The 24,015-nt window shown below is 57.6% G+C and carries 21 protein-coding genes; 7 read left to right on the top strand and 14 right to left on the bottom strand.

Annotated elements, in window-relative coordinates; genetic code table 11:
- Positions 1-10: 10 nt before the first annotated feature.
- From GV827_RS13525 to GV827_RS13470, 12 genes are all read right to left on the bottom strand, one after another.
- Positions 11-892, bottom strand: coding sequence for a CobW family GTP-binding protein (locus GV827_RS13525; RefSeq protein WP_164354349.1), 882 nt, complete (start codon positions 890-892; stop codon positions 11-13).
- Positions 889-2,517 carry an amidohydrolase gene (locus GV827_RS13520; RefSeq protein ID WP_164354348.1) on the bottom strand — a complete coding sequence of 543 codons (1,629 nt, stop codon included), beginning with the start codon at positions 2,515-2,517 and terminating at the stop codon, positions 889-891. The genes GV827_RS13525 and GV827_RS13520 overlap by 4 nt, the downstream gene beginning before the upstream one ends.
- A gap of 84 nt (positions 2,518-2,601) precedes the next feature.
- The gene (phoB, locus tag GV827_RS13515; protein ID WP_164354347.1) at positions 2,602-3,291 is read right to left on the bottom strand and encodes a phosphate regulon transcriptional regulator PhoB; all 690 of its coding nucleotides are present in this window, start codon (positions 3,289-3,291) and stop codon (positions 2,602-2,604) included.
- Between the two features lie 4 nt (positions 3,292-3,295).
- A complete protein-coding gene (gene phoU / locus GV827_RS13510) occupies positions 3,296-4,003 on the bottom strand; it encodes a phosphate signaling complex protein PhoU (protein ID WP_164354346.1) in 708 nt (235 codons plus the stop codon).
- 4 nt (positions 4,004-4,007) lie between these two features.
- Positions 4,008-4,805 (bottom strand): phosphate ABC transporter ATP-binding protein PstB, encoded by a 798-nt coding sequence (gene pstB, locus GV827_RS13505; RefSeq protein WP_164354345.1) that lies wholly within the window; start codon positions 4,803-4,805, stop codon positions 4,008-4,010.
- Positions 4,806-4,815: 10 nt separating this feature from the next.
- Positions 4,816-6,150 (bottom strand): phosphate ABC transporter permease PstA, encoded by a 1,335-nt coding sequence (pstA, locus tag GV827_RS13500; RefSeq protein WP_164354344.1) that lies wholly within the window; start codon positions 6,148-6,150, stop codon positions 4,816-4,818.
- On the bottom strand, positions 6,150-7,622 hold the full coding sequence (gene pstC, locus GV827_RS13495; protein ID WP_164354343.1) for a phosphate ABC transporter permease subunit PstC: 1,473 nt from the start codon (positions 7,620-7,622) through the stop codon (positions 6,150-6,152). The genes pstA and pstC overlap by 1 nt, the downstream gene beginning before the upstream one ends.
- 92 nt (positions 7,623-7,714) lie before the next feature.
- Positions 7,715-8,755, bottom strand: coding sequence for a substrate-binding domain-containing protein (locus tag GV827_RS13490; protein WP_164354342.1), 1,041 nt, complete (start codon positions 8,753-8,755; stop codon positions 7,715-7,717).
- A 143-nt stretch (positions 8,756-8,898) separates the two neighbouring features.
- Positions 8,899-9,948 carry a sensor histidine kinase gene (locus GV827_RS13485; RefSeq protein ID WP_164354341.1) on the bottom strand — a complete coding sequence of 350 codons (1,050 nt, stop codon included), beginning with the start codon at positions 9,946-9,948 and terminating at the stop codon, positions 8,899-8,901.
- A gap of 3 nt (positions 9,949-9,951) precedes the next feature.
- Entirely contained in the window at positions 9,952-10,473 is a 522-nt protein-coding gene (locus GV827_RS13480; RefSeq protein ID WP_164354340.1) for a gamma carbonic anhydrase family protein, read from the bottom strand.
- Positions 10,470-11,123 carry a guanylate kinase gene (gmk, locus tag GV827_RS13475; protein ID WP_164354339.1) on the bottom strand — a complete coding sequence of 218 codons (654 nt, stop codon included), beginning with the start codon at positions 11,121-11,123 and terminating at the stop codon, positions 10,470-10,472. The genes GV827_RS13480 and gmk overlap by 4 nt, the downstream gene beginning before the upstream one ends.
- Positions 11,124-11,126: 3 nt before the next feature.
- A complete protein-coding gene (locus GV827_RS13470) occupies positions 11,127-12,017 on the bottom strand; it encodes a YicC/YloC family endoribonuclease (RefSeq protein WP_164354338.1) in 891 nt (296 codons plus the stop codon).
- Positions 12,018-12,251: 234 nt separating this feature from the next.
- On the opposite strand from GV827_RS13470, the gene GV827_RS13465 reads away from it, so the two are divergent.
- A complete protein-coding gene (locus GV827_RS13465) occupies positions 12,252-12,959 on the top strand; it encodes a PAS domain-containing protein (RefSeq protein ID WP_164354337.1) in 708 nt (235 codons plus the stop codon).
- 88 nt (positions 12,960-13,047) lie between these two features.
- Here the strand turns inward: GV827_RS13465 and GV827_RS13460 are convergent, their stop codons facing one another.
- Positions 13,048-14,418 carry a class II 3-deoxy-7-phosphoheptulonate synthase gene (locus tag GV827_RS13460; RefSeq protein ID WP_164354336.1) on the bottom strand — a complete coding sequence of 457 codons (1,371 nt, stop codon included), beginning with the start codon at positions 14,416-14,418 and terminating at the stop codon, positions 13,048-13,050.
- 192 nt (positions 14,419-14,610) lie between these two features.
- Here GV827_RS13460 and GV827_RS13455 point away from each other — a divergent pair, with 192 nt between their 5' ends.
- The 3 genes from GV827_RS13455 (at position 14,611) to GV827_RS13445 (ending at position 17,736) form a co-directional block, all read left to right on the top strand.
- Positions 14,611-15,615, top strand: coding sequence for a GlxA family transcriptional regulator (locus GV827_RS13455; RefSeq protein ID WP_164354335.1), 1,005 nt, complete (start codon positions 14,611-14,613; stop codon positions 15,613-15,615).
- A 119-nt stretch (positions 15,616-15,734) separates the two neighbouring features.
- Complete coding sequence (locus tag GV827_RS13450; RefSeq protein WP_164354334.1) at positions 15,735-17,096, top strand: transposase; 1,362 nt, start codon at positions 15,735-15,737, stop codon at positions 17,094-17,096.
- 118 nt (positions 17,097-17,214) lie between these two features.
- On the top strand, positions 17,215-17,736 hold the full coding sequence (locus tag GV827_RS13445; protein WP_164354333.1) for a 2'-5' RNA ligase family protein: 522 nt from the start codon (positions 17,215-17,217) through the stop codon (positions 17,734-17,736).
- A gap of 205 nt (positions 17,737-17,941) precedes the next feature.
- On the opposite strand, the gene GV827_RS13440 is transcribed toward GV827_RS13445, so the two are convergent.
- Positions 17,942-19,507 (bottom strand): winged helix-turn-helix domain-containing protein, encoded by a 1,566-nt coding sequence (locus tag GV827_RS13440; protein ID WP_164354332.1) that lies wholly within the window; start codon positions 19,505-19,507, stop codon positions 17,942-17,944.
- A gap of 183 nt (positions 19,508-19,690) precedes the next feature.
- Between GV827_RS13440 and GV827_RS13435 the strand changes: the two genes are divergently transcribed.
- Genes GV827_RS13435 through GV827_RS13425 form a run of 3 tightly spaced genes read left to right on the top strand, consistent with a single transcriptional unit; the run spans position 19,691 to position 23,980 of the window.
- Complete coding sequence (locus tag GV827_RS13435; RefSeq protein WP_164354331.1) at positions 19,691-20,773, top strand: PLP-dependent cysteine synthase family protein; 1,083 nt, start codon at positions 19,691-19,693, stop codon at positions 20,771-20,773.
- Positions 20,774-20,784: 11 nt separating this feature from the next.
- Positions 20,785-22,206, top strand: coding sequence for a pyridoxal phosphate-dependent decarboxylase family protein (locus GV827_RS13430; protein ID WP_164354330.1), 1,422 nt, complete (start codon positions 20,785-20,787; stop codon positions 22,204-22,206).
- 19 nt (positions 22,207-22,225) lie between these two features.
- A complete protein-coding gene (locus GV827_RS13425) occupies positions 22,226-23,980 on the top strand; it encodes an adenylate/guanylate cyclase domain-containing protein (RefSeq protein ID WP_164354329.1) in 1,755 nt (584 codons plus the stop codon).
- The last annotated feature ends 35 nt before the right edge of the window (positions 23,981-24,015 follow it).

Below are 24,015 nucleotides of genomic sequence, written 5' to 3'. Positions count from 1 at the left end.
GCTCAACCGATCAAATCGAAGATGCGACAGACTGCAGCCACCAGTTCTGAATGTCTTCACGCGTAATCCGGCGACCGACCCCAAGTCCGACGACCTCGGTTCGAGATACTTCAGACACGGGGCCAAGGTCTGAATGATTGCCGACAATATGCAATGCAAAGCTGCCTTGTTCCGTCCGAACGTATCCTTTCGCTCGGTAAAGCCCCTCCGGTCGATGTGCTATCGCAGAAATCAGCCGGTCATGGGCGATGATGTCGGTTGAGCGGTGATGCCAGCTTACGTAGTCAGGATGACGTGCCTCAGTTGGGCCTGTCTTTGGCGCGCTGACATCCAAGGTCAGTAGAGAGATGACATTTGGCTCAATTATTTCAGGCAGTTGCAAGCCGTTCTTGATGAAAAGAGCGTCAAGTTGAGGATCCCTATCGGTCCGTTTTGTCTGTATCAACAGATCTGCCGCCGCAATCTGTTCGTGCACCTGTGGTGCGACCAAAGCATCGCTCAGCAGATCTGTGATATTCAACGCGTCAACCAGAGTAACAATCCCCGCGTAACGCAGATCAGGCTCAGCGATGGCGGTGTTCGCGATGGCTTTGGGGTTTGCGATGCCGCTTGCCTCAATAATGAGATGATCAGGCTGCGGAGTGCGGTCCAGCACATCACCCAGCGCCATGAACAGATCAGCGCCCATGGTACAGCACACGCAGCCATTTGTCAGCGCAAGGACGTTCTCATCCTCGGCCTCGATCAGCGCCTTGTCGATATTGATGGCACCGAAATCATTGACCAGTACCATCAGGCGGAGCCCATGAGGATCGGCTAGCAAGGCATTGATCAGGGTGGTTTTTCCCGCCCCGAGGTACCCGCTGATAACCGTCAGCGGCAGTTGGTTCATGCCAAAAGAACCCGTCCGCCCGACACCGTACCCAGAACCGGCACGTCCTTGAGCGCGTCCGGAGCGACACTCAGCGGATCTTCTCCCAGAATGGCGAAATCAGCGATCTTTCCTGTTTCTATGCTGCCAATCTCATCATCCAGTTTCAGTGTGAAGGCAGCGCCCAGCGTGATCAGACGCAAGGCCTCCTCTACGGTGATCTTCTGTGCCTCCCCAAGGGTCCGGCCAGACATCGTCTTGCGATTGACAGCACACCATGCGGTAAATAGTGGCCCCATCGGGGTCACCGGCGCGTCCGAATGGATGGCGACGTTCACCCCAGCGTCCAAGGCAGACCTTACAGCGTCCATCCGGCTTGCCCGATCCTCCCCGATCGTTAAGGCAACGTGCTGATCCCCAAAGTACCAGATATGATTGGCAAAAAGGTTGGTACAGATCCCCAGTTCCCGTGCACGGGCGAACTGGTCCGGTCCCATCATCTGACAATGCTGGAACACGTGGCGTGCCCCCGGCCACGGATGTTTGCGCGCCGCCGCCTCACACGCATCAAGCGACACCTCCGAGGCCTCATCAGCGTTGACGTGGATGTGCATCTGCACCCCGTGCTTCTGCATCGCTTCGCACAGCGCGAAAATCTCTTCCGGCGTGGAATTCCAGATGCCATTGGGCTGTCCACCCACGTAGCCCGGCCATTTAACACGTCCGGTCCATCCTTGGATCGAGCCATCGGTCATCAGCTTGACAGCGCCAAGCAGCAGCTTGTCCGTCGATTTGGCCTTGAGCGCGAGTGCGCGCGCGGCGAGCGCCTCTGGCTGCTGTCCCGTGGCCCCAAGGGCCGGGACGATACGAATGCCGAAATCAGGGGCTGATGTTACACGCAGCATGACATCCAGATCTTCTTCCTCCATAGACGAATACAGGTCCGTTACGGTCGTGATACCGGCCCTGCGGCACACGTCGGCGTAGGATCGCAATGCGTCTTCACCCTGAGACAAAGTTCTGAAATCCAGGCCCACCCGCCGCATCACCGGGAACATGGCCGCCATTTCCTGCAGTTCCCCGGTCAGTTGCCCATCGTCTCCCTTGATGACCCCTTCGATATTGCTCTGTTCCGAATACTGCGCCAGTTCCAGCGCCGCCGAGTTCACGCACATCAGATGAAAATTCGAGAAAAGCACCGCGATCGGCCGGTCCGCGGCGACATCGTCCAGATGATGGCGGTTCAGCCGCTCCGACGGCAGAAAAATCGGGTCAAAGCCCCAGGCAATCAACGGCTCACCCGGTGGCAACGCAGCGGCACGTTCTTTCAGACGGGCGATCACCTCGTCTATGGTGGTCATCCCTTTGTGAAGGGTGCCTTTGGGATCAATCCGATCATGATAGCCTGCATAGGCAAAATCCCACATCTTGCCCGCCATCATATGCGCGTGCCCTTCGACGAAACCCGGCATCAGGATATGATCTGAAAGGCTGTCATCGTGCGTCACCTGCCCCCAGGCATCGGCGCAATCCGCGCCGCCCACGGCGAGGATCTTCCCCTCAGACACGGCCACGTGGGTGGCTTCGGGCCTGTTGGGGTCCATGGTGATGATCTTTTTCGCTGCAAATACCGTGATGTCGGCCATGAATTCCTCCGCTGCTGGCTCCCAAGTGGTAGCGCAGCAGCGATGGGAGAGGAAACAAAATCACAACGATCTGCTGGCGCCGGATCAGCCTAGGGAATATCCCGCGCCCCTCACGGTACGAATGGGATCGTCCCCACCGTGTTGGGTCAGCGCCTTGCGCAAGCGTGCGATATGAACGTCAACGGTCCGCGTATCAACATAGATGTCCCGGCCCCAAACCAGATCAAGCAATTGATCGCGGCTCAAGACCCGGCCCGGCTTTTCAAGCAAGGTGACCAGCAGTCGGTATTCAGTTGGACCAAGCTTGAGTTCCTGATCGCCCCGCGTCACCCGGTGCCGCTCCGGGTCGAGTGTAATGTCCTGATAGATCAGCAATTCACCAGTTGCAGCCGGGCGGGACCGGCGCAACTGCGTACGCACACGCGCCATCAACTCGCGTAGGGAATACGGTTTGACGACATAGTCATCGGCCCCCGTTTCAAGCCCGCGCACCGCGTCCACTTCTTCGGACCGGGCGGAGAGCATGATCACCGGGATATTCTTGGTGTCATCACGGGTTTTCAGCTGGCGGCACACTTCGATCCCGCTCATCAGCGGCATCATCCAATCGAGTATGACCAGATCGGGCGTGATCTCGGCGACCTGTAGCATCGCCTCTTCGCCGTTCTCTGCGCGGCTGACGGCATAGCCTTCAGCCTCCAGATTGTACGCCAGCACCTCGCGCTGCGCTGGCTCGTCCTCAACCAACAAAACGTGGGGCTGAGTTACAGACATCAGCCTATTCCTCTGCCACGATCGAAGTCTGGTCCGCCTTCGGCCGCGATTCATCGGGGTGTTCGCCCGTCACCAGATAAACCACCTGTTCAGCAATCGACGTCACGTGATCGCCCATGCGTTCGGTGTTCTTGGCGATGAAATGCAGGTGCATGCAGGCGGTGATGTTGCGCGGGTCTTCCATCATGAAGGTCAGGAATTCGCGGAACAACGCATTGTAAATCTGATCGACATCTTCGTCGCGGGCGATGACATCCATCGCCAGTTCCGCGTCCCGCCGGATATAGGCGTCCAAGGCATCCTTCAGCATACCCTCAACCGCCTGCGCCATACGACGGATTGCACCGGCGCTGTCGTTCACCGTGGGCAATGTGGCCAGAACGCCGGTCCGCTTGGCCATGTTCTTTGCGTAGTCGCCGATGCGCTCAAGATTGCCGCTGATCTTGATCACGCTCAGGATCAGACGCAGGTCAATGGCCGTGGGCGCGCGAAGCGCGATGACACGTGCAGCGCTTTCGTTGATCTGAAGTTCAAGCGCGTCAATCGCACGGTCCGCACCCCGGACTTTCTGTGCAAGTTCCTCGTCGCGGGTCTCAAGCGATTTGGCAGCAAGGCGGATCGCGTCTTCGACCATACCGCCCATTTTCATGATCTGGGCCTGAACGGCCTCAAGATCACGGTCGAACGCAGATGCAATGTGTTGATCTGGCATGATATTATCCAATACGGCCTGTGATGTAGCTTTCCGTCCGCTCGTCTTCGGGGGCGGTGAATATCTTGTCCGTTTCCCCGAATTCAACCAGATGGCCGAGGTGGAAAAAGGCTGTCTTCTGACTGACCCGGGCAGCCTGCTGCATCGAATGTGTGACGATCACGACCGAATAGTTCTGCCGCAGTTCGTCAATCAATTCCTCCACCTGCGCGGTGGCAATCGGGTCAAGAGCAGAGCACGGCTCGTCCATCAGCAGGACTTCCGGCTCTGTTGCAACGGCGCGGGCGATGCACAGGCGCTGCTGCTGGCCACCAGACAAACCAGTGCCGGGTGCAGTCAGGCGGTCTTTGACCTCGTTCCAGATCGCGGCGCGCTTGAGCGCACGCTCCACGATTTCGTCCAGTTCCGCCTTGTTGCGGGACAGCCCGTGAATGCGCGGGCCGTAGGCCACGTTGTCATAGATCGATTTTGGGAAAGGGTTCGGCTTTTGGAACACCATGCCGACCTTGGCGCGCAACTGCACCGGATCGACCTTGCGGTCATAGATGTCTTCGCCATCAATGCGGATGTCACCGGTGACGCGGCAAATATCAATTGTATCGTTCATCCTGTTGATACAACGCAAGAAAGTTGACTTTCCACAGCCAGACGGTCCGATGAACGCCGTGACGGTTTTGTCCTCAATATCAACGTTCACGTCTTTGATGGCGTGGTTGTCGCCGTACCAGACCTGCACGTCGCGAGCCGCGATTTTCACGGTTTTTTGGTCCACGTCTTTCTCCGCAATAAAAGTGTCTTTCATGAGCCCGGTCCTACCAGCGCCGCTCGAACTTGCGCCGCAAGATGATCGCTATGATGTTCATGGTCAAAAGGAACAGCAACAAGATGATGATGCCACCCCATGCTTTCTCGTAAAAGCTGGCGTCGGCACGCGCCGCCCAGGTGTAGATTTGTGCAGGCATCGCCGAGTTCGGATCGACAAAGCCCGACATGACGCCATCAGGGTACCCGCGGGCCACGAAACCGACCATGCCGATCAGCAGCAACGGAGCCGTTTCCCCCAATGCCTGCGCAAGACCGATGATCGTGCCCGTCAGGATGCCCGGCATCGCCAGCGGCAGCACATGGTGGAACACCGCCTGCATCTTGGATGCCCCCACCCCAAGCGCCGCATCACGGATCGACGGTGGCACGGATTTAAGCGATGCGCGGGTTGAGATGATGATCGTTGGCAGGGTCATCAACGTCAGCACCAGACCACCCACCAGCGGCGCCGATTGAGGAAGCTGCATGAACTGGATGAAGACCGCCAGGCCCAGAATACCGAAAACGATTGAAGGCACTGCTGCAAGGTTTGAGATATTCACCTCGATGAGGTCGGTAAACCGGTTCTGAGGGGCAAATTCCTCAAGATAGATTGAGGCGGCAACGCCGATTGGCAGCGACAGGACCAGAACCACCAGCATCATGAAGAACGAGCCGATGACAGACGCCCCGATCCCGGCCCCGCCCGGATTGTCGACGCCAGTATCGGCACCCATGATGAAGTTCCAGTTGAACGCCCGCGTGATGATATCCGCGTCGACGAGTGCATCGATCAGGTCGAGGTCCGATCCCTGCAGAAACCGACTGTCCTGCAGGGTGTCGCGGGTTACGCGCCCTGTCAGATACCCATCGACCCGTGAGGCTGCAGCAAGCTCAAAACGCACCGGTTGCCCCAAATCTTGCTCGTTGGCGCGGTAATGCTCGCGCAGCGTGCCGCCCGGTTTGCCCAACAGGCGTGCGATGGCGTCACTGTCAAATTCGACATCAAGCCCACGCGCAACCAAAGCCGAACGAATTTCCTCAATGAGCAAAGCTTCGTATGCCTTGGTCTTGAACAATTGGCTTTCCGCGTCGGCGAACTGTTCTTCGGTCAGGTTGAATTCAACACTAACGACAGTGTGCGAGAACGCCGGCAGCCCGGAGCGCACGATTGAAACCGCCAGCACGATCAGGAAGAACATCCCGGTTACAATCGCGGCGATGCCATAGGCCCGAAACCGTTTTTCGGCTGCATTGCGTTTGCGGGTGCGTACGTCCACCGCCATGAGTGATTTCTTGGCTCGGGTGGGTGCAGCACCGCTGGTGAGGCTTGCATCAGACATCAGTCATATTGCTCCCGGTACTTGCGCACGATGAAGAGCGCGAAAATGTTCAGTGCCAGGGTGATGACAAACAGCGTCATCCCCAGAGCGAAGGCCACGAGGGCTTCGGGGCTGGCGAAATCAGCATCGCCGGTCAATTGGCTGACGATCTTGGCAGTGACCGTGGTCATGGCATCGAACGGGTTCAGGGAAAGCCGCGCCGCAGCCCCTGCCCCCAGCACCACGATCATCGTCTCACCGATGGCACGCGATGCGGCCAACAAGATGGCCCCGACGATGCCCGGCAAAGCGGCGGGCAGCACGACCTGTTTGATCGTCTCTGACTTGGTGGCACCCAGACCGTAGGATCCATCCCTTAGAGCCTGTGGCACGGCGTTGATGATGTCGTCCGACAATGAACTGACAAAGGGGATCAGCATGATGCCCATCACCAGACCGGCAGTAACAACTGCGGTCCCCGCCTGCATGATGCCCAGACCGTCGCGTCCGAAGACCGAAACCAGCAAGGGTCCAACTGTCAGCAAGGCGAAGAGACCGTAAACGATGGTGGGAATACCCGCCAGTATCTCCAGCAGCGGCTTTGCCACGGACCGGACGCCATGGCTTGCATATTCCGAGAGATAAACCGCCGCGAACAATCCGATCGGGATCGCCACGGCGAGCGCCACGATCGAGATATAGAACGTGCCCCAGAGCAGCGGGATAACACCAAGGTCAGAGCTGCCACCGCGTCCGGAAAAGCTGGGGGCCCAGTTGGTGCCAAAGAAAAAGTCCACAGCCGGATAGAGCCGAAAGAATTCAATCGTGTTGAAAACCAGCGACAAAACAATTCCAAGCGTCGTCAGCACTGCGATAGATGCAGCGGCGATCAGGAGCCACCGAACGGCCTGTTCCACGACATTGCGGGCGCGGAACTCAGGCCTCGCCTCGCGCAGCCCCCAACGAACGCCCAGTACCGCAACGATTATGACCGCGACCGACATCAGGGTATAGCCCGTAGCATTCATGCTGCGGTAGCTTTGCGCGGCGCTCAGAACAGGCTGTGTGATATCCGATGTCAGGACAGCGCCCGCTTCTTTCAGTGCCGCCGTTATATCAGCAATGTTCGCCTGTGCGTCATTGGCATCATCAGAGGTCAAAGCACCGGTTTGAACAGCCAAATCCAGACCATTGGCAGTGCGCCGCACCTCGGACAGAACAAGGTTGCGTGAGGAACTGTCAGCGATGGCGCTGTCCGGTATTTGGTTCGATACGGTGTAATTGACGTAGAAAGGCTGGATCAGCATCCAAAGCAGCATGAGCAACAATGCCGGTGCCGCTCCCTTGATAGCAACGTTGCCACCATAATAGGACGGCAGGGAATGCATGTTGCGGCGGTCACCGCCTGCACCCTGCATGACGCGCATCCGTCCGGCAAAATAGCCAAGCAAGGCAATGACCAATACGATGATGAAAAGCCAGAAAAGCGGCATGTCGCCCCCGCAACAGTTGGACGTTTGTCCGGAATGAGAACCGGGGGCAACGCTGAGCCGCCCCCATAAATCAGATCAGGCAGATGCCAGACTTAGGAACCAGCACCAAGCGTTCTTTCCTCTGCAACGGCTTTCTGTGTCTCGCTCAACTCTGGGTCCGAAACGAGGCCGTAGTTGGCCAGAGGACCGGAAGGGCCAGCCAGTTCATCAGCAACGAAAAACTGCGCGAATTCCTTCAGGCCTGGGATCACGCCGATATGTGCTTTCTTGACATAAAAGAACAGCGGACGTGACACCGGGTACTCACCAGACGCGATGGTTTCGGTCGACGGCGACACGTCGCCCATTGTCGCAACTTTCAGCTTGTCCTGGTTGTTCTCGTAGAACGCGAGGCCGAACACGCCTATGCCGTCGGTGTTCGCGTCGATCCGTGCCAGCGTTTCCGTGTAATCACCGTCGATGTCCACGGACTTGCCGTCCTGACGCACATCAAGGCATGCGTCCTCGGCATCGTCTTCGGTCATGCCTGCGTCCATCATCGCCTGCATCGCACCGGTGTCTTCACAACCCTTCAGCAGCACCTTGTCTTCAAAGACTTCGCGGGTGCCGTGCTTGGTACCTGGGATGAACATGGCGATTTCTGCATTCGGAAAATCGCTATTGAACTCGGACCAGGCATTGTACGTGTTGTCAACGATCTTGCCGTCCACCAGAACCTTGGCACCAATCGCGTTGAAGATATCGGAAGGCTGGAACGCGGTATACGCAGGGCCGTTAATCTGCGATGCGAAGACGATGCCGTCATAGCCGATACGCACTTCGATGATGTCGGTCACGCCGTTTTCCGCGCAAGCCTTGATCTCTTTTTCACGGATCGCACGAGAGGCGTTTGCGATGTCGATGGTGTTCTCGCCCACGCCCTCACAAAAGCGCTTGAGACCCGCGGAAGAACCGCCCGATTCCACGACAGGCGTCGGGAAGTCGGTATTTTCACCAAATGCTTCGGCGACGATGGATGCGTAGGGCAGAACGGTTGAAGAACCGGCAACTTGCACCTGGTCGCGCGCGGCGGCGGCTGTGGCAGACATGGCCGCAATGGCCAGCGCGGAAGTGGTGAGTTTTGTCAGTGACATGATGTTTCCTGTCATTGGAATTTCGGCAATCACCCCCATGGTGATCTTGCAGCCCATCTAGGTCCGGCGTGCTGTGCTTTTGTGACAGGTACGTTACAGTTTTATGACAGCCGCAGAATTGAGCGCAATTTGCGGAAATCTTTTCAGACCTCCGCACCATCCAGCGGCAAAATCACCTTAAAACACGCGCCTTTGCCGAGTTCTGACATAATTTTCAGCCTTCCACGGTGCCTGCTCAGGATATGTTTCACGATGGCGAGGCCCAGCCCAGTACCACCGAGCGCACGGCTGCGGTGACTGTCGGCGCGATAGAATCGCTCTGTCAGGCGTGGCAGGTGCACCGGATCAATCCCCGGACCATGGTCGACAACTGAAACCCGCATAGCCGGACCGCGGAGAGCCGGGTCACGCAGACTGGTTTCCGTTTTGATCTCGACGGTGTTGTTCTTGCCACCATACTTGATCGCATTTTCGACGAGGTTCGTGAAAACTTGAAGCAACTGATCCGGGTCGCCACGAAGCGGCAGGGGGTCAGTGCCGAATTCAGCTACCAGTTTTACATCGTTATCAACGGCAAGCGGGTTCAGATTGCGCAAGGTGATCGTCAGGATATCGGTGAGATTCACGGACGTTGTCGGCTTGATGCGTTCTTCGGCCTCGACCCTGCTGAGCGAAAGCAAATCGCCCACTAACCGGTTCATCCGCTCCGCTTCACCAGACATGATGTTTAGAAACCGCTCCCTTGCGGCAGGATCGTCCTTTGCCGGGCCACTCAGGGTTTCAATGAAACCCATCAAGGCAGTGAGCGGCGTGCGCAGCTCATGGCTGACGTTGGCAACGAAGTCCCTCCGCATCTGGCCCGCTTCTGCTTCGTGGGTGATATCCTGAAAACTGAGGATCAGCGTGCCGGTGGCCTCAACCATGCGCAGAGTCACGTCAAAGGTCAGTTCCTTGCCCACATCGCCTGCCAAGAACGCGGCTCGGCGCGGCTTTCCATCCTGAAGCGTGTTTTCAACGGCCTCAACCAGAGTGGGCTGCCGTAGGACGGTCACGAAATGGCGTCCAACCGCACCGGTCGCGACCAAAGACTGCGCCTTATCATTGATGGCAACGATCCGTTCATTGCGATCAATCGCCAGTGCGGGCAGCGGCAGCGCAGCCAGAATGTCTGGCAAAAGGGCGCGGTCTGGCATCCTTTAAATAGGCTTCATATCCCGCCGGAACCGGGCGGCATTTTCAGAATAATGCAGTGCGCTGCCCGTCAGCATCTGGATCGCTTTCTCATCCAACTGTCGCACGACCTTGCCTGGCGATCCCATCACCAGCGATCCATCCGGGATCACCTTGTTCTCCGTGATCAGCGCACCAGCCCCGATCAAACAGTTGTTGCCGATCTTGGCCCCGTTCAGAACAGTGGCGCCCATTCCGATAAGGCTGTTGTCGCCAATGGTGCAGCCGTGCAGCATGACCTTGTGACCGATGGTGCAGTTCTTGCCGATAGTTAGCGGATAACCCTGATCCGTGTGGAAAACACAGTTTTCCTGAACATTGCTGCCCTCTCCCACGTGGATGACCTCATTGTCACCCCGCAAGGTCGACCCGAACCAGACCGAAGACTTTGCCTCAAGCACGATGTTGCCGATCACATTGGCGTCTGGCGCGATCCAGGCGCTTTCGTCGATGGTTGGTTGGGCATCGCCCAAAGAATATACGGTCATGTGAGGTCCTCGAACTGGGATTGCAAAGCGCGGACATGATCAGACAGCCGCGGTTGCTGAGCGAATTTGAGCCTTTCGGCTTTGATGATAGTTTTCAATTTCTCTTCGGTCTCGTCCAGATCATCGTTGATCAAAACATAATCATAACCGTCCCAATGGCTGATCTCATCCCAGCTTTTCTGCATCCGCTTGGCGATCGTTTCAGCATCATCCTGCCCTCTGTTTACCAGCCTGCGGTGCAGCTCGGCTATCGAAGGCGGCAGGATAAAGATCGACAGGGTATAAGGCCCCAGCGCAGAGTTGCGGATTTGCTGTGCACCTTGCCAGTCGATGTCAAAAAGCACGTCGCGCCCGGCCTCGATGGCGGTTTCTACAGGCGGCTGCGGAGAGCCATAGAAATTGCCAAACACATGGGCATGCTCAAGCATCCTGCCCTCCGCCACCCATTTGCGGAACTCGGCCTCGCCCACAAAGAAATAGTCTTTCTCGTTCACCTCTCCGGGGCGCGGTTCTCGGGTCGTTGCGGACACAGAGAATTGCAGAGTCTCGTCCCAGGCCATCAACCGTCTGGCAAGGGTCGATTTACCCGCACCGGACGGGGAACTGAGAATGATAAGAAGGCCGCGTCGGTCAGCTTGGGGGGGGGTCATGGCTTATTCCACATTTTGAACCTGCTCACGCATCTGGTCGATGACGGCTTTCAGCGCAAGGCCAACGCGCGTCAACGCCTTATTCTGCGCCTTTGAACACAATGTGTTTGCCTCGCGGTTAAATTCCTGCATCAGAAAATCGAGCTTGCGACCCACCGGACCACCTTGGCCCAACAACTCACGCGCAGCACTTACATGGGCGGTCAGCCGGTCAATCTCTTCGGTAATGTCCGACTTTACCGCAATCAGCGCCAATTCCTGCGCGACCCGGTCAGGCTCTGCACCATCAGTATTGTCCAAGATCCGCGACAGATTAGTGCGCAGGCTGGCGGCCATATCGGCCTGTCGCTGATCCAACAGGCCTGCGGCTTCTGATGTCAGCGCCTCCACCTCTGTCAGTTGCGCGCTCAATACATCGGCAAGGGCGGCCCCCTCGCGGGCGCGCATCGCATCAAAGTCTTCTATCACGGCTTCGAAGTCAGCCAGCAACGCCGTGCAAAGCGGTGCGGTGTCCTCCTCCGCTGAGGACTGCTCAAGCACACCGCGCATGGTGACAATATCGGTGGCCTTGGATGGTGCAAGCGACACACCCGCATCCATTGCACGCGCTTCGATTTGTTGGAGCGCCACCAGCAAAGCTTGCAGCTGATCCTCGTTCAACTCCAGCCCGCCGCCACCTTCTTCACGGTTCAGACGCAGATTGCAGGTGATGTTGCCCCGTGCGGCAGCGGCGCCGAGCCTTTTGCGCAAACCGGCCTCAAGCCCTTCAACCCAATCCGGCACCCGAAGGCGCAGATCAAGGCCGCGTCCGTTCACACTGCGCAGCTCCCAGCCCCAGCTGAAGGGGGCTTTGGCCCCACTGCGAGAGGCAAAACCTGTCATAGATTTGATCATTTTGCTCGATCCTTCGTGCGTGCTGGCTTCGCAATAGGGTGAAACACCCAAGCGGGGCAAGCCCCGGACGGGATTAACCACAGTTTCGGAAATAAGGCGAAATGCGTCAAAATTGTGGTATTAAGTCCTTGCTAAGGATGCGGCGTGGGGGCGGTGCAGGTGTCGGGATCGATGCGACAATCATTTGATGGGTCGTTGCATGCTCCGCACATCGGAAGGCAAGGATCACAGCTCATGGACAACTACCCTCATAACGCGCAGAATGTGGTTGCTATGTCAGACTACCAGCCAGAAACCGGATATGCTGCCATCGCGCAGGTCGAAGCCTATTGGGAAGCCGTGCGTGGTGCCCGGCTGCTGCCCAAAAGATCCGACATTGACCCACGGGGCATCGAACAGGCCCTCGAAAACGCGTTTATCCTTGAGCGCATTGCACCCGGCATTGCCCGCCTGCGCATCGCGGGCAGTCATCTGAACGACGTGATGGGCATGGAGGCGCGCGGCATGCCGCTGACTGCCTTTTTTATGCCGGCCGCACGGGCCAGTGTATCCGACCTGCTTGAAGTCGTTTTTCAGACCCCGGCCATCGGCACGCTCAACCTTGCCTCCTCCGACGGACCTGATCGCACTCGGCTTGAGGCGAGGATGCTCCTGTTACCGCTGAAAAGCGACTTAGGCGATGTAAGTCGGGTGCTGGGATGTTTCGTCAGCAAAGGCGAGATCGGACCAGCCCCCCGCCGGTTCGACATCACGTCGAAGCAAGTGCTGAACATTGCCGCTGGTCAGCCCCCTATGCCTGCGACCCGGCCCAGTCCCGCAGTCGGGCTGCCGCCACTGACCAATGTCCCTCGAGCGGGAATGTCAGAAGGTCAGGCGCCATTTGCGCCGAAAGATCCCAAACGGCGTCCAACGTATCTTCGATTGATCAAGTCCGAAGACTAAGCTCCGAAAACACCGGAATTAATTTGCTTGAGACAAGAAAACGCCGCCAAAGGTACTTTGGCGGCGCGTGTTTCTTCTGGCTGTGACTTCAGCCTGCTGCCTTGGCAGACTGTTTTTCACGGCGCGCGGTCAGCTCCTCGGCAACAAGGAAGGCCAATTCGAGCGACTGGCTTGCATTCAGACGTGGATCACAGGCGGTGTGATACCGGTCCGAGAGATCTTCGTCTGACACTGCCCGGACACCGCCGGTACATTCAGTGACATCCTGGCCGGTCATCTCGAAATGCACGCCGCCGGGGATTGTCCCCTCAGCCGCATGGACGCCAAAGAATTCGCGGACCTCACGCAAGACGCTCTCAAACGGCCGCGTCTTGTAGCCAGATGACGACTTGATCGTGTTCCCGTGCATCGCGTCGCAGGTCCAGACCACGTTGGCCCCTTCTTCCTGCACCGTCTTGATCAGGCGCGGCAAATGCTCACCCACCGATCCTGCACCGAACCGTGCGATCAGGGTAAGGCGACCTGCCTCGTTCTGAGGGTTCAGTTTCGCCATCAGTTTTTTCAGATCATCGCTCGTCATGCTGGGGCCGCACTTGAGGCCGATGGGGTTGAGCACGCCCGAGGCGAACTCCACGTGTGCGCCATCAGGCTGACGTGTGCGGTCCCCGATCCAGATCATGTGACCGGACCCGGCAAGCCACTTCCCCGTCATGCTGTCCTGCCGGCAAAGCGCCTCTTCGTATTCCAGCAACAATGCCTCGTGACTGGTGTAGAATTCGACCGATGACAGCGTATGCGCAGTATCCGATGTCACGCCAGCGGCAGACATGAAGTCCAGCGTATCGGAGATGCGGTTCGCGATCTCACGGTATTTTTCAGCTTTCTCATTGTCGGTGAAGCCCAGCGTCCATCCATGCACCTGATGCACGTCCGCATAACCACCAGTTGAAAAGGCCCGCAACAGGTTCAGCGTGGCAGCCGCCTGCGTGTAGGCGCGCAGCATTTTTTCGGGGTTTGGAATTCGGGCATCCGCCGTGAAGTCCAGATCGTTGATGATGTCACCACGGTAGCTGGGCAATTCCACCCCATCGACCGTCTCTGTGGGCGCAGAACGCGGCTTGGCGAATTGTCCTGCCATGCGCCCCAGCTTGATCACAGGGACCTTCGCCCCGTGCGTCAGCACGATGGCCATCTGCAACATCACCTTGAAGGTGTCTCGAATCGCGTCCGAGCTGAATTGCTCAAAGCTCTCGGCACAGTCGCCGCCCTGCAGCAAAAACGCTTCGCCGCGGCTGGCAGCGCCCAGATGCTTTTTCAGGCGACGGGCCTCGCCGCTAAAGACCAGAACCGGATACCGTGCCAATTGCGCTTCGACGGCCTCAAGGGCGGCTTGATCAGGATAATCAGGCATCTGGATCCGCGGTTTGTCGCGCCAGCTTGATTTGCTCCATGTGCTCATTGTTCTGTACTCCGGTCGGCGCGCTGCTTGTCAGCGCTATCAGGGCTATCTCTATACAAAAGGCCGTGTCCGGTGACCAGAACCCTTTTACCGCCTCTTGACGCGGCCCCACGGGCGTGAGCAAGGTTTAGGTCATGTTTCAAAGTGACCGGACTTTGGGACTTAAGAAGAACAAGAACAAAGGACGCCGCGATGTCTGCGCCGCGCTCAGCCACACGTATCCCTGTAGATACAGACAAGCCCCGCCGTTTTGTCTTTGTCCTGCTCGACCAGTTTAGCCTGATGTGTTTTGCGACAGCGATCGATAGTTTGCGGATCGCCAACAGGATGAGCGGAAAGAAGCTGTACTCTTGGACCACCATGGGTGAAGGCGGCGGTACCGTAGCCTGTTCAGCCGGTACGCTGTTTCAACTTGATCACGATATGGGCGAATTGAACCGCGACGATACGATCATGGTCTGCGGCGGCATGGATGTGCAGGAGGCCACGAGCAAAAAGATGCTGGGCTGGTTGCGCCGGGAGGCGCGTAAGGGGCTGGTCGTCGGCGGTCTTTGCACAGCGTCCTATGCGCTTGCCAAGGCAGGGTTGCTGGACGGCAAGAGGGCGACGATCCACTGGGAAAATCAGGATAGCTTTGCCGAGGAGTTTCAGGAGGTCGACCTGACAAAGTCGGTCTTTGTCGTCGATGGCAATCGCTTGACAACCGCGGGCGGGACATCGTCGATCGATCTGATGCTCAAGCTGATCGCAGACGACCATGGCGAAGAACTTGCCAACGCGGTGGCGGATCAACTGATCTATTCATCGATACGCACCGACCAGGACACCCAGCGCCTGTCTGTGCCGACGCGCATCGGCGTGCGCCATCCGAAACTGTCACAGGTCATCCAGATGATGGAGAACAACATAGAAGAGCCGATCAGTCCTTCATTGTTGGCCAAGGAAGTCGGGATGTCCACGCGGCAGTTGGAAAGACTGTTTCGCCGCTATCTGAACCGTTCGCCCAAGCGCTATTACATGGAACTGCGCCTTCAAAAGGCGCGCAACCTGCTGATGCAGACAGATATGAGCGTAATCAACGTCGCACTGGCCTGCGGATTTGCTTCGCCTTCCCACTTCTCAAAATGCTACCGTGCACATTACGAGACGACGCCCTATCGCGAGCGCGGCAGTCACGCGGCGCGGCTCTCGATCTGAAACGCGCGCTGGATTTGCAAATTTCCAAGGTCAGCATTGCGGAGATAGTGTTGAAAAACTCTGCTTGAGCGTTGCGTGATCGGCTGATTCACTTGCCCTGAGGCAAGGGAGGTCTGGCGATGATGGGACCGAGGCAGGTGGCGCAGGGCGCGCTGTTTTACGAGTTCTCACTCGAGGACCACGTGCCGCCAGATCACCTTTTGCGGTCGATCGACCGGTTTGTCGCGCTTGGCGGCATGCGTGCGCATCTCGCGCCGTTTTACAGCTCGACAGGCAGACCCTCGATCGACCCGGAACTGATGATCCGGATGCTGATCGTCGGCTACGCCTTTGGCATCCGGTCTGAGCGGCGACTCTGTGAAGAGGTGCATCTGAACCTTGCGCATCGCTGGTTCTGTCGTCTCGATCTGACGGACGCAGTGCCCGATCACTCCACCTTTTCTAAGAACCGACACGGACGTTTCCGGGACAGCAACCTCTTCCGGCATCTGTTCGAGCAGGTTCTGGCGCGCTGCATTGCCGAGGGACTGGTCGGCGGCGAGAGCTTCGGAGCAGATGCTTCGCTCATCAAGGCTGATGCAAGCCGCTATACGAAGGTGGACTTCTCGGACTGGTCGGCAGCAGATGCGGCAAACCGGGCGACGCAGGAATACCTCGACACGCTCGACGATGCGGCCTTTGGCGCGGCGACACCGGTAAAGCCGAAGGCGATCTCGCCCGCCGACCCGGCCGCGCGGTTGACTGGCGCCAACGGAGACAGGCCCTTCTTTGCATACAGCACCAACTACCTTGTCGATCTGGATCATGCGATCATCGTCGATGTCGAAGCGACTGCGCCGATACGGCAGGCGGAAGTGGGGGCCGTGCGCGACATGCTGGTGAGAACCCAGGATCGTTTCGACCTGCACCCATGGATGCTGGCCGCAGACACAGCCTATGGTGCGGCGGAGATGCTCGGCTGGCTTGTGAAAGAGCAAGGCATCGAACCCCACATCCCGGTCTTCGACAAGTCCGAGCGCAAGGACGGCGCGTTTCCTGCCACCGACTTCACCTACGATCCCGACACCGATGCATACAAATGTCCCGGCGGAAAGGAACTGAGGCCGTACTGGCGGAATATCTCAAAGGGACGACCGGCGTTCGGCAAGGATGGTGTCAAGAAATACTATGCCCGGAAACAGGATTGCGCTGCGTGTCCGCTGAAGCCCAGATGCACGCCCAACCAGGCGACCCGGAAGATCGCCCGATCCAGGCATGAAGACGCCCGCCAAAAAGCACGGGATATCGCGAAGACCGATGCCTATGTCGCCTCAAGCTACGCGAGAAAGAAGGTAGAGATGCTCTTTGCCCACCTCAAACGCATCATCGGCCTCGACCGCCTCCGCCTTAGGGGGCCAAACGGCGCCAAAGATGAGTTCCACCTCGCAGCAACAGTCCAGAACCTTCGCAAACTTGCCAAGCTCAGACCAAATCCCGTGTGAAGAGCAGGGCAGAAACCGTTTGCCCATCAATTCAAACGAAATCCCCGGCCAACTTTTTCAACAGCATCCGGACGGAGCAGACCTTGAGGATTGAGTGCAGATACCCGAAACTCGTCGGATGATCTATGTACTGGCGTACCCAAAACTTGAGGCGAAGATTTCGCGGTCCCTTGCTGCGTTTCGCCAGACGCACGAGCCTGAAAGAGCGCAACTTGTAGCCCCCCACATAACACTCGTGTTTGGAGTTCGGAAATCGTCTCCCGAAGAGATTGCGGCGATCTGCGATCAGGTAGCTTCAAAGACTTCAGCGATTTCTACTGAGTTTTCGAAAAGTGAGATATGCTACGACCCTTTTGAAAAAGTCCATAAAATTTCTCTCTTATGTACCAAAGGTGCCAAGCAGCTTACAGCATTACATCGTGACCTATATGAAGGCCCGCACAGCGACGAATTTGATACTGATATTCCTTTTCGTCCGCATATGACTGTTGGTGCAAACAGCAATCTTTCTGAATTGGAAGATGTAAGTTTAGCGTCAATAGGAACTCTTCCCATCATTGCAGAAATCGATAGTTTGAGGGTTGTGCAGATTGCCAATCGTGAGCTGCAGACGATCTGCTCAGTCAAGCTTTCGATGTAGCTATGGGCTCACTCCCGACCTTCGCGGCAAGATGCGCCAGTGTCGGCAACGCGGACGAAGCGCCATTTCGCTGCACCTGCGCCAATGGCAGCTATCACTATTCAGCGGCGGATCTATTGGTTTAGAGCTATCTGGGTTCGGAGCACGTTATTGTCCCTTCTCAAGGTGCACCTTCTATGGGCTGAAAGGTTTAGATTATTGCGGTTTAGTCGGCTTGGAACCCAACCGAGAGCAAAGCAGCAGTAATCTGAGATCGCATCTGTTGATCTTCAAACGGAAAGGCGTCGAAGAACATCGCCACAGAGGCATCAGACCTACGGTTTTTCGTCGTCTTTGCCCAATGGGAGGCCTTTTCGTCGTCACCGTTGATTTGACAGATCATCGCTGCAATGGCTCCGATGAGAAAATGAGATCCCGGAGCGCGGGCACCCCTCTCAGCCCAGAGCACGGCGTTTTCGTAGTCTTCCATCTGCAAATAGGCCAGACCGCAGGCGCTTTGCATAGCGTACAAGAACGGGTCCAACGGACTGAGGGCAATGGCCTTTTGAAGCCGCTGCAGCGCCTCGGCACCGCGTCCCGCCATCACGTCGCCCCAGCCATGCGCATAAAATCCCTGCGCAAAATTCGGGCTCAGCTCAATCGCGCGATCAATCCAGGGCATCCCGGCCTCGGGGTCACTTCTGAGCCAATGCGCACGGCCAAGCGTGAAGTTTGCAAAGGGGTCCATCGCGTCCAACTCTACGGCTTTTTCGGCGAACCGGCGCGTGTTGTCGGTTTCCGCGGCCACATCGGCGCTGTACTTGAGAAACGCGTTTTGAAAGCTGGTGAACGACCGCGCGGCAAAGGCCCGGGCAAAGTCAGGATCCAGAAGCGTGGCCTTTTCAAAATGGCTGGCTGCGATCAGATTATCAGCCTTGTTGAACCGGTACATGTGCTGCAGGCCCAGATGATAAATGCTCCAGGCATCAAGATTTTCAGGGGGACGCAAGCGCGCCCGTTTCGCCTCGTTGAGCGGAACATAAAGTTCAAGTGCCGAGATCAATTGGGTCACAATGTCATTTCTGGTCTCGTTGACGTCGCTGATCGTGCCTGAAAAACGCTCGCTCCAGACGACGGACTTGCTCCGGGTGTCTGACAATTCGACCGAAACCGCGATCACGGCGCCGAAAATTTCAACCAGCCCCGTCAGGCAGTAATTGGCCCCAAGTGCAGAGTGGACCGCCGCCAGATCAGTCTCGCTATCGCGAAAACGAAACGTAGAGCCACGTGAAACTATGGTCAGCCAGCGCAGGCGCGACAGACATGAAATCAACTCTGCCGGTATAGCATCAGAAATTGCGCTGAAGGTTTGGGAATACCCCACCATGCGAAAGGGCAGGACGGCAAGGGACGGACGCGATGAGGGTGCTACCAGCGCCGATGGTGCAGGCGCTGTTTCAGGTTGGCGCACCTCGGCAGGGACACTTGGAGTAACTGCTCCGACAAACCGCACGCCCCGCCCGCGCACCGTGCGGATGAATTTTTGCTCCAACCCATCGTCACCGAGGGCTTTTCGCGTCGTCTTGATCACTGTGGCAATTGCGGCATCTGACACGATCCGCCCGTCCCAGACAACCGCAACAATCTCATCCTTGGTCACGATCCTGTCGTTGTTCGCGACCAGGAGTGCCAACAGCGCAAAGCCTCGCGGCTCGATCGCGATGTCCTGGCCAGCAGACTGAAGCAACCCGCGGGCAACGTCCAAAGTGAAAGGGTCAAAGCGGTAACGCATATGTCATGCTTACTACCAACTGCACCAAAAACCACGGAAAACTCAAGTTGCCCTCAAGCAAGTCCCGCAGCGATCTGTAAGGTAAATATCATCCAACGCTCGGTCTGTTGCTCCGAACGGACCACGAAATCAACTGCCACGGTCGATTGATCAATCGGCGATCTCACAACAGGGAAATGACCAATGGAACACAAGCAAGGCATCCGAACCACACATGGGCGCGGCCGACTGTTTGACAGCGTGCTGGAGACGATCGGGGACACACCTGTGATCCGCGTCAACAATATCCCGACAAAGGGCGCGACGGTCTATGTGAAGGCAGAAGCCTTCAACCCGGCCGGATCGGTCAAGGACCGGCTTGCGGTAAACATCATCGAGGCGGCTGAACGGTCCGGGACCCTCAAGCCGGGCCAGACGGTCATTGAAGCGACCAGCGGCAATACCGGCATTGGTTTGGCCATGGTTTGCGCGCAAAAGGGCTATCCGCTGGTAGTCACCATGGCAGACAGTTTTTCGATTGAGCGGCGGCGTCTGATGCGGATGCTGGGGGCAAAGGTTGTGTTGACACCCCGGGCCCTGAAAGGTGTGGGCATGTACAAAAAGGCCGCTGCCCTGGCCAAGGAACATGGCTGGTTTCTCGCCTCACAGTTCGAGACAGACGCCAATGCTGACATTCACGAAGCGACCACGGGTCGCGAGATTGTCGCGGATTTCGACAGATCGGCTCTGGACTATTTCGTAACCGGCTATGGTTCAGGTGGCACGATTTCCGGTATCGGAAGGGTGCTGCGCAAAGAGCGGCCTGAAACCAAGATCATCCTGACCGAACCTGCCAACGCGCAATTGTTGGGAAGTGGTCATGCGCAAGAACGCGAGACCAACAACGCACCTGCCGTAAGTCACCCGGCATTCGAACCGCATCCCATTCAAGGATGGACACCTGACTTTATCCCCGCAGTGCTGGAGGAGGCTGTGACGGGCGGATATTATGACGAATTGATCCCCGTCGCTGGCCCAGATGCAATAAAGTGCGCGCAAGACCTTGCCCAGAAAGAGGGCATTTTTACCGGTATCTCCGGAGGAGGCACCTTTGCCGTGGCTTTGGCCGTTGCTGAAAAGGCTCCGGCTGGCTCTGTCATCCTGTGCATGTTGCCGGACACCGGCGAGCGGTATCTGAGCACTCCGATGTTTGAAAACATCGCCGAGGACATGGATGCCGAAGAGCTTGCCATCTCGATGTCCACACCAGACGCGCAACTGGAGTGAGCAAAGCTGTCATGGATGTTTTTGAAGTCGCGTATCAGCGGGCTGTGGCGTACAGGTCTTCGGTTGCGGATCAGCCGGTAAAGCCACAGCTGGACTACCAACAGATGCGCGCGCGTTTCGCGGGGCGTTTGCCCGAGACCGGTACGCCGGATTGCGATGTGATCAATGAGCTTGCCGACCTTGGCGAGGTCGGCCTGATGCCCATCACCCACCCCAGGTTCTTTGGGTGGGTGATGGGCGCCTCTTCCCCGGTGAGTGTCGCGGCCGATTGGCTGGCGTCGGCATGGGGCCAGAATGCGGCGATGCATTCGGCAACGCCGACGGCTGCGGCAGTCGAGGAAACCGCGGCAGGCTGGTTGCTGGAGATCCTGGATCTGCCGCGTGAGGCTGCCGTGGGATTTGTCACCGGAGCCACCGCAGGCAACTTTGCGGCACTCGCCGCCGCGCGCGGCGCGTTGCTCCGTCGCGATGGGTGGAATTGCGAAGCTGACGGGCTTTTTGGCGCACCTCAGGTGCATGTCTTCGTCAGTGATGATGTGCATGCTTCAGTCCTGTCGGCCCTGCGCTATCTGGGATTTGGTGAACGCCGCGTCGTACGCGTGGACACAGACAATCAAGGCCGGATGCTGGCCCGCGACCTGGCCCGTCGCTGTGCGGCCTGCGAGGGTCCGAAATTGATCATCGCGCAGGCAGGGCAGATCAACACCGGATCCTTTGATCCCTTTGCAACTCTGGCAGATATCGCACAAGAAAATGGTGCCTGGCTACACATAGATGCAGCTTTCGGGCTTTGGGCGCGCGCCGTGCCGGACCTGAGAACCTTGACCGATGGTATCGAGAGAGCGGATTCCTGGGTCGTGGACGGGCATAAATGGCTGCAGGTCCCATTCGATTCCGGTTATGCGATCGTCCGCGATGCAGATGCGCTCCAGCGTAGCATGGCCATCTCGGCCAGCTACCTGCCTGCGAGGGAGGCGAGTGACAGAGCTCCATCTTATCTGGTGCCCGAGTTGTCACGCAGGGCACGTGGTCTTCCCACCTGGGCCGCGCTCAGATCGCTGGGGCGCAGTGGCGTTGCCGCGATGGTTCGTCAGCACTGTGCGCTGGCCCGCCGGATCGCAGCGGACTTGGCACAGGTGCCGGGCATTCTGGTGATGAACGATGTCGTCCTCAATCAGGTCATCTTGCGTTTCGGCCATGACGGCGATGGCGCTGAGCGACGAAAGGTACTGGCTGCAGCCGTCATGGACCGCGTGGTTGCGGACGGTATCATCTTTGTTGCAGGCGCGACTTGGCGCGGTGAGTGGGTCATGCGGATCTCTGTGATTTCCGGTGCCATCGCCGATGAGGATGTCTCAATTGCCACATCGGCGATCCGCGCTGCCTGGAGACAGGTCTCGATAGAAGCGACTTCTGAAACTGCAATACGTTGATGAATAGGGAACATATCAAATGTCCACACGGCGCACCCAACGGCAACTCGCGGCGATCATCTCTGTAGATGTTGTGGGCTTTTCCCGTCTGATGGGTGCGGATGAGGAAGTCACTCTGGCGACACTCAAGCGGTTGCAGAAAAACATCGTTTCGCCTCAGGTGTTGCGCCATCAGGGACGGATTGTGAAACTGATGGGAGACGGGGCGATCATAATCTTTTCCAGTGTTGTTGATGCGGTCGGTGCCGCAATTGCGATACAGGAACAGATGCATAGCTTTAATGCCGATATTCCGCCCGAAAAGGCGGTTGCCTTGCGCATCGGGATCAATCTGGGCGACGTGATCCTTGAAGGAACGGACATTTTCGGCGACGGAGTTAACGTTGCCGCGCGTATCCAGGAAGTGTGTACCCCCGGTGGCGTCGCACTGAGCGCCACTGCTCATGAACATGTGAACGGTAAGGTCGACATCGAGTTTGCAGATGTTGGCGAACGGGTGTTGAAAAACATTGTGCGCAAGGTCCGCGTGTTCCGCTGGCCGAATACCCAAACCCACGATACGCCGCACAGGTTGGCCTTGCCCGACAAACCCTCAATCGCGGTTCTGCCCTTTGACAACATGTCCAGCGACCCCGATCAGGACTATTTTGCCGATGGTGTGGTTGAAGGGCTGACAGCCGCCCTGTCGCGGATCCGGTCATTCTTTGTCATCGCCCGCAATTCCGCCTTTGCCTATAAAGGTCGGCACATGAACGTAATCGACATCGGTCGTGAATTGGGCGTTGGTTATGTACTTGAAGGGTCAGTTCAGCGCGCCGGCGGGAAACTGCGGATTACCGTCCAGCTCATTGAAACGACAACCGGTGCCCACCTATGGGCTGAAAAATACGATGGTGCGGACAGCGAGTTGTTCGATCTGCAGGACCGGATCACGGAACAGGTCGCAGGCGCATTGCAACCGTCGATCCAGCGGGCCGAGATAGACCGCGCCTTACGCAAACGCCCGCATGACATGGGGGCCTACGATTATGCCATGCGCGCGATGCGTCATGTCTGGATGCAAGAGCAGGAAGAATCCGCCATGGCTCTGGAATTGCTTGAGAATGCTCTGAAAATTGATCCTGACTATCCCTTGGCATTGGCGCTGTCGGCTTGGTGCTGGTCGCAGCATTCGGTCTATAACTGGTCCGATGACATTGTGGCCGTCAAGGCCCGCGGCCTGGAGATGGCGGAAAAAGCCGCCGGGCTATCGGGGGATGACCCTCTGATCCTATCGGTGCTGGGCGTGGTGCACACATTTGCACGTAACTACGGGACCGCACGCATCTTGCTGGAACGCGCAATTGCACTTGACCCCAATTCCGCCTGGGCGCTCAGCAGATTGGGCTGGCTGGAGGTCTACGCCGACCGGCCCGCTGCAGCTTTTGGCCATTTCGAACATGCCATGCGCCTGAGCCCTCTTGATCCAATGAATTTCAACAACCTCGTCGGCATGGCCGCTGCACATCAAGTTTCCGGTGACTTCGACGCTTCTGCCGACCTGTACCTGCGTGCTTTAATGGAGCGGCCCAATGCCTTTTGGATCCATCGTAATCTCGCACCCGCGCTCTTGGCTGCCGGTCGAGTAGTTGAGGCGGAAACCTCTAGGGATGCGATGTTAAAGTCCTATCCCGACCTGACCATCAAACGGTACAAGGAAGCAATGGTATTCTCCGCGCAGGCGTTGGAAGACATCGCGGTATACCTACGCACGCTCGGCATTCCGGAAGAATAGTTTGTTGCGTAGGGCGAAAGGGCGGGCTTCTTGGG

This window comes from Sulfitobacter sediminilitoris, from assembly GCF_010667575.1.
GTDB lineage: Bacteria > Pseudomonadota > Alphaproteobacteria > Rhodobacterales > Rhodobacteraceae > Sulfitobacter > Sulfitobacter sediminilitoris.
The sequence above is the reverse complement of the archived record's forward strand: the minus strand, read 5'-3'. Positions and strand labels throughout refer to the sequence as shown.

Bases quoted from the DNA above. Each gene is read 5' to 3' on its own strand.
- GV827_RS13525 (WP_164354349.1), bottom strand. From the start codon at position 892: ATGAACCAACTGCCGCTGACGGTTATCAGCGGGTACCTCGGGGCGGGA.
- GV827_RS13520 (WP_164354348.1), bottom strand. From the start codon at position 2,517: ATGGCCGACATCACGGTATTTGCAGCGAAAAAGATCATCACCATGGAC.
- phoB (WP_164354347.1), bottom strand. From the start codon at position 3,291: ATGTCTGTAACTCAGCCCCACGTTTTGTTGGTTGAGGACGAGCCAGCG.
- phoU (WP_164354346.1), bottom strand. From the start codon at position 4,003: ATGCCAGATCAACACATTGCATCTGCGTTCGACCGTGATCTTGAGGCC.
- pstB (WP_164354345.1), bottom strand. From the start codon at position 4,805: ATGAAAGACACTTTTATTGCGGAGAAAGACGTGGACCAAAAAACCGTG.
- pstA (WP_164354344.1), bottom strand. From the start codon at position 6,150: ATGTCTGATGCAAGCCTCACCAGCGGTGCTGCACCCACCCGAGCCAAG.
- pstC (WP_164354343.1), bottom strand. From the start codon at position 7,622: ATGCCGCTTTTCTGGCTTTTCATCATCGTATTGGTCATTGCCTTGCTT.
- GV827_RS13490 (WP_164354342.1), bottom strand. From the start codon at position 8,755: ATGTCACTGACAAAACTCACCACTTCCGCGCTGGCCATTGCGGCCATG.
- GV827_RS13485 (WP_164354341.1), bottom strand. From the start codon at position 9,948: ATGCCAGACCGCGCCCTTTTGCCAGACATTCTGGCTGCGCTGCCGCTG.
- GV827_RS13480 (WP_164354340.1), bottom strand. From the start codon at position 10,473: ATGACCGTATATTCTTTGGGCGATGCCCAACCAACCATCGACGAAAGC.
- gmk (WP_164354339.1), bottom strand. From the start codon at position 11,123: ATGACCCCCCCCCAAGCTGACCGACGCGGCCTTCTTATCATTCTCAGT.
- GV827_RS13470 (WP_164354338.1), bottom strand. From the start codon at position 12,017: ATGATCAAATCTATGACAGGTTTTGCCTCTCGCAGTGGGGCCAAAGCC.
- GV827_RS13465 (WP_164354337.1), top strand. From the start codon at position 12,252: ATGGACAACTACCCTCATAACGCGCAGAATGTGGTTGCTATGTCAGAC.
- GV827_RS13460 (WP_164354336.1), bottom strand. From the start codon at position 14,418: ATGAGCACATGGAGCAAATCAAGCTGGCGCGACAAACCGCGGATCCAG.
- GV827_RS13455 (WP_164354335.1), top strand. From the start codon at position 14,611: ATGTCTGCGCCGCGCTCAGCCACACGTATCCCTGTAGATACAGACAAG.
- GV827_RS13450 (WP_164354334.1), top strand. From the start codon at position 15,735: ATGATGGGACCGAGGCAGGTGGCGCAGGGCGCGCTGTTTTACGAGTTC.
- GV827_RS13445 (WP_164354333.1), top strand. From the start codon at position 17,215: ATGATCTATGTACTGGCGTACCCAAAACTTGAGGCGAAGATTTCGCGG.
- GV827_RS13440 (WP_164354332.1), bottom strand. From the start codon at position 19,507: ATGCGTTACCGCTTTGACCCTTTCACTTTGGACGTTGCCCGCGGGTTG.
- GV827_RS13435 (WP_164354331.1), top strand. From the start codon at position 19,691: ATGGAACACAAGCAAGGCATCCGAACCACACATGGGCGCGGCCGACTG.
- GV827_RS13430 (WP_164354330.1), top strand. From the start codon at position 20,785: ATGGATGTTTTTGAAGTCGCGTATCAGCGGGCTGTGGCGTACAGGTCT.
- GV827_RS13425 (WP_164354329.1), top strand. From the start codon at position 22,226: ATGTCCACACGGCGCACCCAACGGCAACTCGCGGCGATCATCTCTGTA.